Source organism: Erwinia sorbitola, assembly GCF_009738185.1.
Taxonomy (GTDB): Bacteria; Pseudomonadota; Gammaproteobacteria; order Enterobacterales; family Enterobacteriaceae; genus Erwinia; species Erwinia sorbitola.
The window spans coordinates 1,076,181-1,091,329 of record NZ_CP046509.1; the positions used below are offsets into that span (position 1 = coordinate 1,076,181).

The window sequence follows — 15,149 nt, forward strand, 5'->3', positions numbered from 1 at the left end:
ACGTAAGGTGTGTTCGCATATTTAGAAACGAAACTCACCGCCCACCATTAAACTGTTACGCTTTTCAAAGCCCACTTCGGTGATGATATTAAAGTTGCGCGTAAGCTCATACTGGCCTCCGACCAGAATATTCCACGGCGACTTAAGGTGCTGTTTCACCCGAAAGTGTCCCTTCTTATCCTGGTTAACGAAGTTGACCAGATCGACAAGATTCGCTGGCATGTGAAGGTTGCTCAGACTGCCTCTGAAATCCTGATCCACATCCTGATACATACTGCCAACCCATAAGCTGGCGTGAGATACCGGAATAGAATATTTAGCAGAGCCTGGAATGGTAAACCGGTAACCTACGCGTGGTGTAAACGTATAGGCAGAGATGCTGCCGTCAAGAATATTAAAGCTGGTACGGGTATAGTTAAAATCTAACGTGCCGAACCAGTTATGATAACCATAGGCCAGAGTTGTCCCCCCTCCGTAAGTGGTACCTTTGAATTTTAATGTAAAATCCATATTTTTTAATTGACCCGGGCAGGTACCGAGCGTACAGACGGAAACATTAGATACGGAACTTCCCCTTGTATGGCCAACAATCCCATACACATTTAAAAATGGGAATAACCAGGTGTCCAGCCGTGCTGTTTCGGTTTTCGATTTTTCCCGGGTTCGCCCAACGTTGATATTGAACATGTTTCCGGGCAGCGGTATAGGTTTCATACCCGGGAACAGTCCTGGAATTTTAAGGTTAGAAAACTGAATGCTTTTTACCTTAATATTCTGATGTATGTTCATATAATTAAACCCTATCCCATAGGGATCGGGTAAATCATAACCACGCTTGCGAATTTCATCACCAAAAAAAGGCAGAGGCCCGGTAGATTTTCCAAATAAATCAGGTGGTTCTGGTGCCTGTACCTCATTGTCCCCCAGTGAATCTGTTCCGTCATTGTGATAATCAAGAGAGAGCGGTGTTTTTCTGGCATTAGGCACATCAGCCCAGGCAAACGTTAACGGCACAGCAAAAAGAAAAAGGCCGGTAAGCACATTTACTTTTGTGCAGGGATATTTCCTCATAATTACATTCCGTGTATTTCAAGTAGTATGGGCGGGCAGCATAGCGATAGTAAGATGGGTTTGCATTCCAGAAAATGCGATGTGCGGGGGCCGGCTCTATGTTTGGCTTAAGTATTATTGGTTCTGGTAATTTTTGTTTTTTTTCTAAACAAATTGGGCTAATGATTGTTACTATCGTTTATTTCTTGTTAGTAATCATTGCCTGTGAAGATTACTGAATATATCAGAATAATATATCGCTTATTATTCCCGGTCGCATTATCATCGCATTCTGTACGTCACAACATTACTTAATTTTGTTCCATGGCATTTTGGCCAGCACGTTTGCCATTCCGCACCATCCGCTAAGACCGGCGAAGACCAAACCCGCCCCGATAAAGCCAGATAGTAAGAAGAATCCGGTTCCAAGGGTGTAACCGAGCAGCACTCCGATAACCACCAGGCTGCCAGCGGTGATTTGTACCTGACGCATAAGCGGCAGAGGCTGCTTTTTGTCTTCAATGGTGGGGAGTTTCGCCTGCTTCCACCCGCTTAATCCCCCCTCCAGCAGCATGACTTTATGAGGATGTGCAGCTTTGATAAGAATATCCGTGTGCTGTTGGGTTCTGGCACCAGACAGGCAGTGGAAAATTACCGGGTGCTGTAATGAAACCGGGGGCAAAGCCTTTCCTTTTTGTATCTCTGAGAGGGGAAGGGTGAGCGCATCAGCAATATGCTCGCGCAGGAACTCCGCAGGCTCGCGGATATCCACAATCGTCGCTCCCCGGGCCTGAAGATCCTTAGCTTCAGTTGGAGAGATAACCTGATATTTCATAATGACTCCTTAAGGACAATAAATAGCTTTTAACGTTGTCACAATTTTCAGCACTGAGGGGGATTTAATAAAGTAGTTAATCCTCTGCGCTTCCCTTTTAAATTCAATCAGATGCTCCTCTCTCATGCGTGCAAGATGCTGAGACGTTGCTGAGGCGCTTAATCCTGTCAACCGGGATAAGTCTCCGGCGGAGGTGCCCGGTGAATCAATCAGCATACAAAGAATCAGCAGCCGGTGAGGGTTGCTCATCGACTTCAGCAGCTGTGCTGCCTGGGCGGCGCTGTCGCGCAAAAGAGTCAAATCCGTATCTGTCATGGTTTTACTTTAGCATTTACTTAATTTAGATAAATCTAAACTAATCTGGCTTGCCGGGCAAGGGGATTTGCGTTGAGATGAGCGATAAACAGATTGAAACAGTATGACGACAGTGAGGTCGAAGAGAAAAACCCGCCTAATCAGTCGAATATTGATGGTTTAATTATTGTCTGTTATTTTGTTTCACACAGTTTAAGGTGTAATAGAGTTTGCAGGAAACATAACGAATTGTATTCGAGGTTCACCGCGTAACGTTACGCAGAACCTGGTGAAAGCGATAACTAGTTAGTAATAATATAATTACGGGTGACAACCATGGATGTTGAATGTGAAAATCTTGTCCGCAGCGAATTTAAGGACTGCATCGAGAGAACTTTGGCAAGGCTACAGCGTGACCCTACAAGCATGCCTTTTCATGAGGCGCTGTTAAGCCGTGAAGCAATCTTCTGGAGCCGTTTTGAACGTTCTTTCAGTACAAGTTTTGGACAGCGAGTCATTGAAAAAATATCAGCAGATATAGCGCGGTATTCTGGTGCCCGCAATGTGACCACTCAAAAGCAGACTTTAGTCACATTAAGCGCATCTCAGTTTTCAGCAATAGAGAACAATATCCATACGGCACGATCAAATACTTTAGGGCACTCTCCAAACTGGAATGCTGAAGTTGAAAATATCTTTAGTATGCATTCAGGTGGTATGCGGGAGACTCAGCGGGTTATTTCCGATCTCTATTTTGAACGTGATGGTCAGGCAAATTACTTCTCAATAAAAACCGTTAAGCCAAATATTGATCAAACCGCAGAAGCTAAACGAGATTTGTTAAAGTTAAAACTGGCTGATAGCTCTGCTAATGTATATTTTGGTCTCTATTATAATCCATTTGGTGAGGGGCGGGAGTTATATCGCTGGACACCACCTATGAAGATATTTAACTTTCATCGCGATCCCTGCGTTCTTATCGGCAGAGACTATTGGGACACGTTAGGTGGAAGAGGAACCTATGATGCCGTGCTGGAAATTGCTCAATCTGTTAGCGAGGAGTTACAGCACAAGGTAAGGCAGTATGGTATCGACAGTCTTTAAAAAAAGGAGGCAGATGCCTCCTTTTTTGTTTGTACAGGGTGATTAGTTTTTATTAACTATCATTGCAAGATGCTTTTCAAGATAGAGATCCGAGGTGTTTTTATATCTCGAATATTTGAAGCCCGGATACTCTTTAAAGCTAACCCCTTGATCAAATGCAAGGATATGCCGACCAACAGCATAACCCAAACCAATCGGTACAGCATTTCCCAGTTGTTTATACTGATCAAGAAGCTTCCCTTCAATTTTCCAGCTTTCAGGGAACTGCTGTACTCGCTTATATTCCTCAACAGAAAGAGGGCGTAACTCTTCAGGATGTGCCAGATCAGTAGCAGGCATCGCCGGGTGAGTCACTAATGTAGGCGAAGGTTTATCCCAGGCCAATCTTCTTAAAAATCCGGTTTTGCCGCCACCGGAGAAATATGAATTTCCCAGCGCTTCCATTTGCAAGTCAGTCGGCAAGTTTTTCCAGTACTGACCAGGCCCTAGCAATCTGTAATATTTCTTTCTTTTCTCCGGAAAATCAAGATGGGAGTGTGAGGAGATATCAAGGTCGCTCACCGCATCTTTAAATGTTTTCCAGGCGGGGAGATTAAACTCGCCACTTTGAGAGTGCGTGGGTTCCAAATACGGGATTTTTTCCCCATCTCTGGAGCACATCATAATCACGCGTTCTCTTGTTTGAGGAACACCAAAGTTCGCCGAGTTATATAATTCGAATGAGCAGCTGTATCCAGACGCTTTAATCATGCGATAGACATAGCTTAATACACCACCCGCTTCCTCTTCACTTTTTAAAGGAGGGAAGTCATCGCCTCTCTGGCTATGTGGCCGGTGTTGTAATGGGGCAGAAAGAAGACCACGAACATTCTCGATTAAGAAATATTTTGGCCTTATCTCAAACACCGTCTCAAGGTATTTCAGGAATACGTTTCCTCTTTCATCCTCTAAACCCTGGCGTTTTCCCGCAGTTGAGAATGCCTGGCACGGAGGACCACCCATAATGAGGTCGACTTCATCGCCTAAATTAAGTCCGGCATGTTCCATAATCTCCTGAGGAGAGTAGTCACGAATATCCCCGATTAATGCAATGTCGGGTCTGTTTGCTTTGATCGTTTTGCGCGCACTTTTATCAATTTCACAGGCAAGCAGAGTTCTGAATCCGGCTTTTTCAATACCTAAATCCAACCCCATTGCACCTGTAAAAAAACTTAATGCGATAGGGGCTGTAGTGGTAAAGTTCGCCACTCTGTCTTCTGCATTTAAGCTGCTTTTATAATTCAACACGCTTTGCTCATCAATTAACCATATTTTCCCTGATTGACGAGTATTTGGAATGCGACCAGCCCGGCAAAGTGAGCGCACACGCTGTGGGGAAATTTCTAAGATTTCAGCAGCTTCATTCACTGTTAAAGTGGTACTCAATTTAGGTTTCCCTAACGATAAAAAATTTATACCAATTTGCCTTTTACCGGCTTTAATGTCAACGTCTTCCTGAATCCGTTTCCAGTAATTTTATGCAGATAGCGACCGGCAGCCCCTCATTGAAGAACAAATAAAACAGACAAAAAAGCCCACCCGGCGCTAGCCCGGTGGGCTTATTAGCTGATGCTGAAGATTATTGCTAACGGCGCTGCGACAACACCAATCTTACTCGTCGTCGCGCTCTCTGGCTGCCCGCTGGCGTTCGTAATAATCATCTTCCGCTGTAATGATTTCGTCCATCAGTGAATCCATATCCACCTCATGAACTTCCTCGACGAAGAGACCGGTTAACGGTGTCTCTGGCGTTAATTTGCCGTCTTCAAACAGCATCCAGATCTCTTTCGCATAGCGTGTCTGCAAAAGCTGCGGTGCGAACTGCCCATAGTAAGCGGTGATATTATTCACATCACGCTCAAACATGGCCTGCGCATGGTTGTTGGCGGCGGCGTCGACGGCCTGCGGCAGGTCGATAATGACCGGGCCTTGCGCATCAAGTAGCACGTTAAACTCCGATAAATCTCCATGCACCAGGCCAGCGCACAGCATACGTACGATGTTGCGGATCATCGTATGGAAATCAGCTACTGCGCACTCTTCCGTCAGGGTCACGTCGCTAAGACGTGGAGCAACCCCTCCTTCTGCATCAGTGACCAGCTCCATCAACAGCACGCCATCAACGCAAAGATAGGGCTGCGGCACGCGGACGCCAGCATTAGCCAGGCGGAACAGCGCTTCAACTTCCGCCATCTGCCAGGTCTCTTCCTGCTGCTTACGGCCGAACTTTGAACCTTTTTGCATGGCGCGGGTATTACGCGAACTACGCACCTTGCGCCCTTCCTGGTACTGCACAGCCTGCTTAAAGCTGCGCTGCGATGCTTCTTTATAAACCTTGGCACAGTTGATCTTGTCACCGCATAGCACGGTGTAGACATCTGCTTCTTTACCGCTTTTCAGCCGTTGCAGCACATCGTCTATCAGACCATCATCGACCAGGGGTTGTATTCTGTTTGGGATTTTCATGCGGCTTTATACCTTATTTCAGCCGCCTTTCGTATCAATAACAGAAACGACGAGACTGGAGAAAATGGTGGAGGTTGAAAAAAGATCTCAATTTTACAGAAAAAAATGGCTTTCGCCAGTTGAGAAAGGGCAGAAAAAAACACCCTGTGGCCTGTCCGGGCACAGGCAGGCCACATGACGGCCAGAATGGTGATCTCTGAGGGGGATTATATCTAATTATCCCCCTGCGTGACTCAGCAATAAAGCCAGTAAAACATATCCTTTTCACGCTTTATGAAATCAGGGTTTAGGGAAGATCCACACATGATTTTCAGGCAGCTCCAGATAACAATGCAGCGGATCGCCAACTTCATTACCGTAAGCGCGGATAACAAAATCATCGCCTGAAGTACGGAACAAATATTCCCAGCGATCCCCGAGATACATGCTGGTTAACAGCGGCAATTCCAGCTGGTTATGACTCTCCGTTGCCTGGTCTCTCAGTATCACCCGCTCTACACGGATAATCGCCGTTCCTTCCTGACCGGGTTGTACACCTTCGCCCGCCAGCCCCCACAGCGCCCAGCCTCTGCCTTCGATGCGTGCTTTCCCCTCGCGTACTTCAGTTACTTTGCCATGCAGGCGGTTATTGCTTCCCATAAACTCTGCGGTAAACAGCGTTTTAGGCGTTGCGTACATCTCCTGTGGCGTGCCCTGCTGTTCGATTTTGCCGTTGTTGAGTAACAGAATGCGATCGGAAATCGCCATGGCTTCATTCTGATCGTGCGTGACCATCAGCGCAGATAAACCAAGTTTGATAATCAGCTCGCGCAGGAACACACGGGCTTCTTCTCGCAGCCTGGCATCAAGGTTAGATAGCGGCTCATCCAGCAGAATGACTGGCGGGTTATAAACCAGCGCACGACCAATCGCAACGCGCTGTTGCTGTCCACCGGAAAGCTGATAGGGATGGCGTTTACCGAGATGCCCGAGTCCCAGCTGATCCAGCACGGCCTGAACGCGCTGCGCAATCTCCGCTGTTGCCACTTTTCGCAGTTTTAGCGGATAGGCCACATTCTCGAAAACGGTTTTGTGCGGCCACAGCGCGTAGGACTGAAACACCAGCCCAAGATTGCGCTCTTCTGCCGGGATTTCACTGCGGGGCGTGCCGTCATAAACCTTGTTTTTTCCGATAAAAATCGTGCCTTCGGTTGGTTTTTCCAGACCAGCAACCGCACGTAGCAGCGTCGTTTTTCCGCTTCCGGAAGGGCCGAGCAGAGAGACCACTTCCCCGCGTTTCAGCTCCATGGAAACACCCTTTAACACCGGATTGTCGCCGTAAGTTAAGTGCAGATTCTCGACCAGTAATTCAATCATGTAATTTCACTCCAAAGCGCAGGGCAATACCCAGACCTACGACGACCAGCAGGATGTTAATAAAGGAGAGTGCAGCAACGATATCAATGGCACCGGCCGCCCACAGGGAAACCAGCATGGAGCCGATGGTTTCAGTACCCGGAGAAAGCAGGTATACACCGGTGGAATATTCGCGTTCGAAAATCAGGAACATCAGCAGCCAGGAACCAATCAGTCCGTAGCGTGATAATGGGATAGTGACGTGACGGGTAATTTGTCCCCGCGTCGCTCCCGTACTGCGTGCCGCTTCTTCCAGTTCCGGGCCAACCTGTAATAACGTTGAGGAGATCAGCCGTAAGCCATAGGCCATCCATACCACGGTATAAGCCAGCCAGACGCTGAAAATGGTACTGCGCAGCGAGCGTAGCCAGACCACCAGATTATCCCGCAGCCACTGCGACCACGGCATCCCTGAAAGCCAGCCGGATTTAAGCGCGTTATCAAGCCACATAGGCAGGAAGAGAAATACCCAAAGAAATGCCAGCCCGGCCAATAGCCCGGGAACAGCGCGTGGCACCAGCACGCTGTAATCAAGAAAACGCGTGACGTTATCGGGTTTACGGTGCATGGCAATCCCGATAAACAGATAACAGGCCACGGCCAGCGCACCGCCAATCACACCTATCGCCATTGAGTTGACGATGGCCCGCAGCAGATTTGGCTGTTCCCAGATATTACGGAACGTATTGAGCGACAGCTCATCCCAAAGGGAAACACCAACGCCCCAGTTGGAGATAAACGCACGCAGCACCACGCCAATTAACGGCACACCGATGGTCACCGTCAGCCAGAAGGCCACCACGGCACCGGCCACCCAGCGCCATTTCCCCAGCGGCAGGGCACGCGCCTGAGACGCTTTGCCTTTCACCGTGACAAAGCGATTTGCGGTGCGCATCAGGCGCCGCTGCAACGCCACCAAAGGGATAGTGATACAGATGAGCACCACGGCAACTGCTGCCATCAGGTGGTATGACGGCGTACCGAGCTTATTGGTTAACTGATACAGATAGGTGGCCAGCACCATGTTGCCTTCGGGATCGCCGAGTACCAGCATCAGGCCAAACACTTCCAGACCGAGGAAGAACAGCAAAACAGAAGCATACAGAATCGACGGACGCACCATCGGCAGGCTGACTGCCGTCATCACCTGCAACGGTGAAGCGCCAGAGATTCGTGCGGCCTCTTCAACGTCTGAACCCACGCTACGCAGCGCTGAAGAGATATAAAGATAAGCATGCGGGACGTGTGTCAGACCGGCGATGATCACGATGCTCGACATGTCATAGATATTCCACGGTACAAAACCGAATATCGACTGCGCCCACTGCGAGAAGAAGCCCACCGGCCCGGCGGCGACAACGTAGCCAAATCCCAGCACCATTGGTGAGACAAAAATGGGCACCAGGATCAGCGGCTCAATAAAACGCCGGGCGGGTAAATCGGTACGCACCATCAGGAAGGCTAAAATGCCCCCCAGAGGAATAGCGATAATCACCAGACCGAATGCCAGAATAAATCCGCTTTTAAGCGCCTTATAGAAATCGGGATCGGTAAAAATGAACTCAAAAGACTCAAGGCTCCACTCTTTCGATGGGGCAAAGAATGGCGCGGAGAGAAAACTTTGTATCACGATAAACGACAGTGGGATGTAGATAACCAGCGTGGTTATCAGCACCACAATGCCGCGCGGCAGGTTCTGCCACTTTCTAAACAATGCACTCATGCGAATTCCCTTAGTTTATTCGTCCTGAAAATGCCATCAGGTAAGAGAACAGGGAGGCGACGAACGCCTCCGGAATATTTATTTAGCGGCAGCAGTGCGCCATTCTTTGATGTAATCCAGACGTTTTTTCGGTTGCAGATACTCAAGCAGGCTTTCGTCGACAGGGATAGGTTTGAGCGCATTGCCTAACATTTTGGTCATGCCATCAATGTCGTTTTTACCTTCGATATCGTTGCGGATCGATGGAATATCCGCCTGATTTGCCAGGATACTCTGGCCTTTCTCAGACAGGACATAGTCCAGCCACAGCTTTGCCGCATTACCGTGTTGCGCCTGCTGGCTGATGAATGAAACGCGTGACAGCACCAGGGTGTAATCCTTCGGATAAGAGATGCCGAGGGACGGGTCGGTTTTCGCACGAGCTTCCGCATAAGAACCGAGAATATTAAAGCCAATCAGGTTTTCGCCGGATGATACGCGTTCCATCATGGTGCCGGTTGAGGACTGTACCGCCAGGCCGCCTTTAGCGATGTCAGCCAGGGTTTTGAAGTAATTCGGGTCGGCTTTGGAGTCCTGGGCGGACAGCATAAAACCGAGGCCGGATTTCTCGATATCGTAGGTGGTGACTTTTTTGCTGAATTTTCCGGTCTGGCTGGCGATCAGTTTCGCCAGCGCGCTATGAGAGTCCGGAACTTCGCCTGCGGGGATCTGGCGTTTGTTATAGATAAATACTACCGGCTCGTAGGTGGTGCCATAGGCTTTGTTTTTCCATACGGCCCATTTTGGCAGCTGGCGTTGCTCGGGGGAGGGGTATTCCTGTGCATAGTCGACGGCCAGTTTCAGGGCGGTATCCATCGACGAACTCCACACGATATCACCGCTGGTGCCGCCTGATGCCTGTTCGCTGATATAACGGTTGTACAACTCGGTGCTGTTCATGTCGTTATATTCAACTTTAATGCCAGGATAAGTGGCCTCAAACCCCTGAATTAGCGGGCCTGCGGCTTTGGTATCCGTTGTAGAGTAAACCACCACTTTGCCTTCTTTGGTCGCGGCATCCACCACTTTCTGGTAGTCGGCCGGGTAGCCTTCAGGTAATGCGGAAATGGCAGAGGAAGAGATCAGAACAGTGGCAGAGAGCAGGGAAAGATGTAATTTGTTTAACATTATTATTAACCTTTAGTTTATCTCGGTAACTAAAAGTCAACATAGCGCATAGTGTCGGGCAGACAATGGGGGGAACTTTTTATCTTCACGATCTGTGATTCGGGGCTTTTTTTAGGCAATTAACACCATTAACACCACGGGAATGGTCATCATGCAGCCCGTGAATTTGCCGGTTACACGGCAGCTTTTTTACGATAAAGCCGTCTCGGATGCCCGATATTGCCATATTGCATCTCGATGCTAATAAAACCCATCTCCACGCAATACTCCAGATAACGGCGACATGTCGTTTTGCTGATACCGACTTTCTCCACTACCTGCTCAACAGACCAGCTGATATCCGCGCCGTCGGTAAAAATGCGCTGCACTTTACCCAGCGTTGTGGGTTCAATGCCTTTAGTGGAAGGGGATGACGGCGTATTGATAGTGGGTAGGTTATAAAGCCGGTCAAGGGCGCTCTGATCGACAACTTTCACATGGCGTAAGGTTTTAACCAGGTGCATGAAACGCTCCAGCGAACTGCGCAGCCGGTGAAACGAAACCGGCTTGATGATGTAGTCAAAAGCACCGTTGCGCATGGCCTGACTACAGGTCTGCATATCGCTGGCCGCAGTGATGAAAATCACCGAACAATCTAAACTTTTTAGCCACGGACTGGCTATCAGCTCCACGCCCTGACCATCAGGCAGGTAGTTATCGAGCAGTACCAGATGAGGCTGATGTAAATTGAGGAGGGTTCGCGCCTGCTCAATCGTCCCGGCGATACCCACAACGCGTAGCTGAAAGTTTTGCTCAATAAAATCACGATGCAAAGCGGCAAGCTCCGGCTCATCTTCCACAATGAGGACATTAAAGAGCGAGTTGTGATTCATAATGTTCTCCTCCTGACGCATCTGACGAGAAGGGAATAAAAACCGATAAGATGGTGCCCTGTGACTGATTATCGCTGATTTCGATACTGCCACCGGCCTGATGAACGTAACCCGCCACCAGGTACAGGCCCAGACCATGATCGGAACCGGCTAATTCATGATTATCCGAAAGCTTAGTGGTCACGCCCTGTTCGAAGATATGCGGTTTCATTGCATCTTCCACCCCGCAGCCCTGATCCGCGACTTCGATAAGCAGCTCCTGATTTCTGTCTGAAATATAGAGTTCTACAGGCGAAGATTGATGGGTTTGCAGAGTGGCATCCACGGCGTTATCCAGTAAATTACCTATAACTGACATTAATGCCGTTTCGCTGATAGCTGGTGGGATATGAGTCAGCTGACAGGCGGGATCGAGCTTCAGTTCAATGCCTTTCTCTCGCGCGCTGACGTACTTACCCAGTAGCAGACCGCACAGGGCAGGGGATGTAATGTGAGCCGAGACAAAGTCCAGCACTGACTGTGCGTCCGCTGATTGCGATTGAATATAGTGCATCGCCTCTTCATAACGCTTCATCTGCAATAAACCTGCCAGCGTTGCCGTCCAGTTCAGCTGTTCATGACGCATGATGCGCAGGTTATCTGCATAGCGCGTTACCTGGCTCAACTGGCTGCTCAGGGTGTTGATCTCATTTTTATCACGAAAGCTAAAAACCCAGCCGCTTTCGTCACCGGGGGCCAGCGCTATCGGCACGCAGTTAACAATTACCTGCCGCTGATTGAGTACCATTATCCGATCGTGATGGCTGCGGGTTGAGGTGAAATCATTTTCGCTGAAAAAGGCTGAGGGTAAGCGGATAACCTCTGCTAACGGTCTTCCGAGCAGTTTATTTTCCGGGTGACGAATATCCAGCAATTCACGCGCCGTATGGTTAATTAAAACTATCTGCTGTTCGGCATTAATGGCAAATACACCTTCATATAACGCATCGAGCAGTGCTTTCTGCTGACGTACCAGCATCGCAATTTCTTTAGGTTCCAGCCAGAACATTTGTTTTTTCACGTTGCGGCTAAACATCCATGAAAAGATAAACAGCAGGCACAACAACAGCAGGCCATATAAGGCGGCTTGCCCAAGCTGGCGGGTATTAATATTGGCGATATAGGAGGTGAGATAACCGACGGAAACAATCCCGATCACCTTGTTATTGCCATCAAGAACGGGCGCTTTGCTGCGCAAAGAGACACCAATGCCCCCCTGACGCATCGAAATAATCGTTTTGCCCTGTAAAACCTCGGCGTTATCACCGCCGATCATCGGTAAATGAAGGCGCTCCGGTGATGCAGAGTGGTAAAGATGATTCTCATGCACGTCGCCAATCACGATATAGCTGGCATCGCTTTGATTGCGCAGCGGTTGAATCATAGCCGCAATCCCGAAGATATCCCTGGCAGCGACTTTCTCTGCAAGCCCTGGCATCAGCGCAATTTGACTGGCCTGAACCCGTGCGCGCTGTCCCAGGTCGTGATGAATTTGCCGGTCAATAACATGATATAAAATGCTGCCCAGCAGGGTTAACAGCAGGCACGAAAATCCCACCAGAGACAAAAAGAGTTTCACCTGAAAAGACAATCTGCGTCTCATATCATCCGCTGTGGATATAACAAAATGTTAACATTCATGCAGACTATCACGCCATTATCTGGACGTTAACCGGGTAATCGCAGAGTTGTGAAGTGACAGAAATCATGGGGGGCAAAGTGCAGATTTGAGTAGAGGTGGGGAGGGTACGGGTGCGGATTTAACGAGCTGGCTTCAGACTTCGTGGGACAAATTGAGGGCACAAAAAAGCCCATCTGGTTTGTGTGACATAGACTCTTTAGAGGTTATCGAATGACACTGGTAATGATGATTGAAAATTTTAGTGGAGTTCAATCTGAATGACGCTAAATACTAACTTTCTGATTCTTTGGCAAAGTAGCAGGAATCAATTTCGCACCAGCATATAGAAAAATAGCCTTGCTTCAAAGTTGTGGGTACTGTTTATAAAAACAGTGCTTTCTATGATCTGCATCATGGTTAGCCCTTGGGTTAGTATTGTTAACAATATTATTCTCGAATATTATGTTCGATCGTATTTGGTTGCATAGAGTCAATATATTGTATTTCTCCAGGAAATATTCTATGTCTATTAACAAAAAGTAATCCTCATCTAAGCTTGCCTCTCAAGCAGCTAAAGCTCTACAAAACGAAAATTCATCTGAAATTAAAAGGAAGCTTGCTGCTTCTGTGGTTTCCCTGGCTCGTACAGATAAGCAAACAGGGGCTGATATGGAGACGGTAGTTTTAGATGTTATGATATAGTGAGGAAACAAAAAGCCATACCGCATCATTGTTGTCACAGTCGAATAAATCCCGTTAAGTTCAGTTAAAGGAGTTGATATATGGCAAAGGCCGAGGGGGAGCGAGTGTAATTATCCTGAATGATTTTTCCAAAACTGAATTTTTAGCTCAATGATTAGTTTTCATTAGACAGAATCGCGGCATACCTGGAATATTCTATGAAATTCAGTATGGATAATGTGCCAGGTTTTATTTAAACCCCATTGGAATAAAGAGCGTAATTGTAGAATCAGCTTCAATAGCTGAAGCTGCGCAAAAAATAGGATGAAAATGTATAAAATAACGATATCTGAAAGTGTTATACGATGTAACGGAAAAGATGGATTACACGTAGAGGCCGACTGTAAAGTCCATATTACTTTGAATCAATCTGTTATACATGATAATGCTGGAAGTGGCATTGCAGTTCAACCATCCGCTAAAGGACTGCATGAAGCTGGAATCAACCCCTCCGTTTCATTTGAAGCACTTAGAAAAGCGCATGATGCCCTGAAGAATATTGATTCAGATGATAAAAATTCTATCTTCCAAAAACTATCTGAAATTGGGTTTACAGAATATCTATCTGCAACTGCAAATTTAACATCTGTTGCGGAATTCATTATGACGTTAACCTGCTGACTTCTTTGTGGCGGCAACCTTTTTTTTCGCCGCCACAGTTCCTTCCCTATTTTTATGAACCGAGCATCGCCCGTAGTTCTGCTTTATACGGCATCTGAGATGTCTGTTCGGACATACTAACAGACATATCTAATACTGGTGGGGCAGGTCACATTAAGGCTTCTGGGAAAGACATCTCTTTTAAGAGAGCGCCAGATATTTTCCGCATAGTCCTCTGTCACACTGGCTTTCATCACATTCTACCAACGTTCAGCCACAAGTTGGAAAGTATTGGTTTTAGCTTCAAGCTAAGTGCGCAGTTGTTCTTGTTGATGTTCCTGAGGATCGATTTGTTTTGCCAGGAGAGAGCGAGACTCTGCCCGAAAGTTTCTGGCATCGGTAAGGAGGTTACTGCCGGATAGGGGGGCCAATGCTCTTTTTCGCACGCTTTTTGGTAACAGGGCGAATGTAGCGGAACTGCCATATTTTTCTGCCGGTGGATTTGATGAGTAGCTCAAGGCCATCGCCATCGTAAAGAACGTAGTCAGCGTCCTTAGGTTTAGCGGATTCGATTTCCTTGACGGATAAAGGTTTGGTTTGTCTTGCGATTGCCGTGTTTCCATAGTTTTAGGCAGCTCAAGAAAAATAAAACTTTACGAGGTGCCTAAAAGGTTCGAATTTGACGAGCTGGCTTCAGACTGAGTGGGACAAATTGAGGGCACAAAAAAACCCGCAAGGCTTACACCATGCGGGCTCTCAGGACTTCTGCGGTCGGCTCTGGAACCGCCGCGAAAAGATTTGGTGGAGCTGGCGGGAGTTGAACCCGCGTCCAGAATTACTACACCGTCGGCACTACATGCTTAGTCCATCTTTACATTCGCCGGTCAGCTGCGAACGGACACGCCACTGACAAACTAGCCTGATTAGATTTTAGCGCTTCAACCCCAGGCAAGGTATTCACGCGAGTTCTTTTAGGTTTGACCTCTCTTGATCCCCGTCTTAAGAACGGAAGCTAGGGAGAGAGGGCTCTAAGCAGGTTATTAAGCTGCTAGTGCGTAGTTTTCGTCGTTTGCAACTATTTTTTTGCGGCTTTTAACGAGGCAAACCGCCCCTCGGCATGCTCCTAGGGCTTCGCAAATCCTGTCGAATCCAGAATCAGCCCCAAGTACTGTTTAGCAGTATATCAGAAAAACCTGTCGCTGC

General features: G+C 47.8%; 12 protein-coding genes, 1 other RNA gene and 1 pseudogene. 2 read left to right on the forward strand and 12 right to left on the reverse strand.

From position 1 onward, the window contains the following. Positions 1–21: 21 nt before the first annotated feature. The 3 genes from GN242_RS04830 to GN242_RS04840 all read right to left on the reverse strand — a co-directional run bounded on the left by GN242_RS04830 (position 22) and on the right by GN242_RS04840 (position 2,200). Entirely contained in the window at positions 22–1,071 is a 1,050-nt protein-coding gene (locus GN242_RS04830) for a hypothetical protein (protein WP_154753727.1), read from the reverse strand. 286 nt (positions 1,072–1,357) lie between these two features. Beyond that, positions 1,358–1,885, reverse strand: a complete 528-nt coding sequence (locus tag GN242_RS04835) for a rhodanese family protein (protein ID WP_154753728.1) — start codon at positions 1,883–1,885, stop codon at positions 1,358–1,360. A gap of 9 nt (positions 1,886–1,894) precedes the next feature. Next, positions 1,895–2,200 carry an ArsR/SmtB family transcription factor gene (locus GN242_RS04840; RefSeq protein ID WP_154753729.1) on the reverse strand — a complete coding sequence of 102 codons (306 nt, stop codon included), beginning with the start codon at positions 2,198–2,200 and terminating at the stop codon, positions 1,895–1,897. Positions 2,201–2,515: 315 nt separating this feature from the next. Here GN242_RS04840 and GN242_RS04845 point away from each other — a divergent pair, with 315 nt between their 5' ends. Continuing rightward, complete coding sequence (locus GN242_RS04845) at positions 2,516–3,283, forward strand: TdeIII family type II restriction endonuclease (protein ID WP_154753730.1); 768 nt, start codon at positions 2,516–2,518, stop codon at positions 3,281–3,283. A gap of 42 nt (positions 3,284–3,325) precedes the next feature. Here the strand turns inward: GN242_RS04845 and GN242_RS04850 are convergent, their stop codons facing one another. From GN242_RS04850 to GN242_RS04880, 7 genes are all read right to left on the reverse strand, one after another. Continuing rightward, on the reverse strand, positions 3,326–4,708 hold the full coding sequence (locus GN242_RS04850; RefSeq protein ID WP_156286990.1) for a DNA cytosine methyltransferase: 1,383 nt from the start codon (positions 4,706–4,708) through the stop codon (positions 3,326–3,328). Positions 4,709–4,933: 225 nt separating this feature from the next. Then, positions 4,934–5,788, reverse strand: coding sequence for a PA4780 family RIO1-like protein kinase (locus GN242_RS04855; protein WP_154753732.1), 855 nt, complete (start codon positions 5,786–5,788; stop codon positions 4,934–4,936). A gap of 279 nt (positions 5,789–6,067) precedes the next feature. Then, on the reverse strand, positions 6,068–7,144 hold the full coding sequence (locus GN242_RS04860) for an ABC transporter ATP-binding protein (protein ID WP_154753733.1): 1,077 nt from the start codon (positions 7,142–7,144) through the stop codon (positions 6,068–6,070). Further along, positions 7,137–8,906 (reverse strand): ABC transporter permease, encoded by a 1,770-nt coding sequence (locus tag GN242_RS04865; protein ID WP_154753734.1) that lies wholly within the window; start codon positions 8,904–8,906, stop codon positions 7,137–7,139. The genes GN242_RS04860 and GN242_RS04865 overlap by 8 nt, the downstream gene beginning before the upstream one ends. Before the next feature lie 78 nt (positions 8,907–8,984). Then, a complete protein-coding gene (locus GN242_RS04870; protein WP_154753735.1) occupies positions 8,985–10,073 on the reverse strand; it encodes an ABC transporter substrate-binding protein in 1,089 nt (362 codons plus the stop codon). 173 nt (positions 10,074–10,246) lie between these two features. After that, positions 10,247–10,945: a response regulator gene (locus tag GN242_RS04875; RefSeq protein WP_156286991.1), complete on the reverse strand. Its 699-nt coding sequence runs from the start codon at positions 10,943–10,945 to the stop codon at positions 10,247–10,249. Next, positions 10,923–12,587 carry an ATP-binding protein gene (locus GN242_RS04880; RefSeq protein WP_156286992.1) on the reverse strand — a complete coding sequence of 555 codons (1,665 nt, stop codon included), beginning with the start codon at positions 12,585–12,587 and terminating at the stop codon, positions 10,923–10,925. The genes GN242_RS04875 and GN242_RS04880 overlap by 23 nt, the downstream gene beginning before the upstream one ends. A gap of 1,029 nt (positions 12,588–13,616) precedes the next feature. Here GN242_RS04880 and GN242_RS04885 point away from each other — a divergent pair. Beyond that, entirely contained in the window at positions 13,617–13,967 is a 351-nt protein-coding gene (locus GN242_RS04885; protein ID WP_154753738.1) for a hypothetical protein, read from the forward strand. 164 nt (positions 13,968–14,131) lie between these two features. Here GN242_RS04885 and GN242_RS04890 read toward each other — a convergent pair. Continuing rightward, positions 14,132–14,555 (reverse strand): annotated as a pseudogene (locus GN242_RS04890) (integrase arm-type DNA-binding domain-containing protein); the annotation flags it as partial. A 190-nt stretch (positions 14,556–14,745) separates the two neighbouring features. Beyond that, positions 14,746–15,109, reverse strand: a transfer-messenger RNA (tmRNA) gene (ssrA, locus tag GN242_RS04895). Positions 15,110–15,149 lie beyond the last annotated feature (40 nt).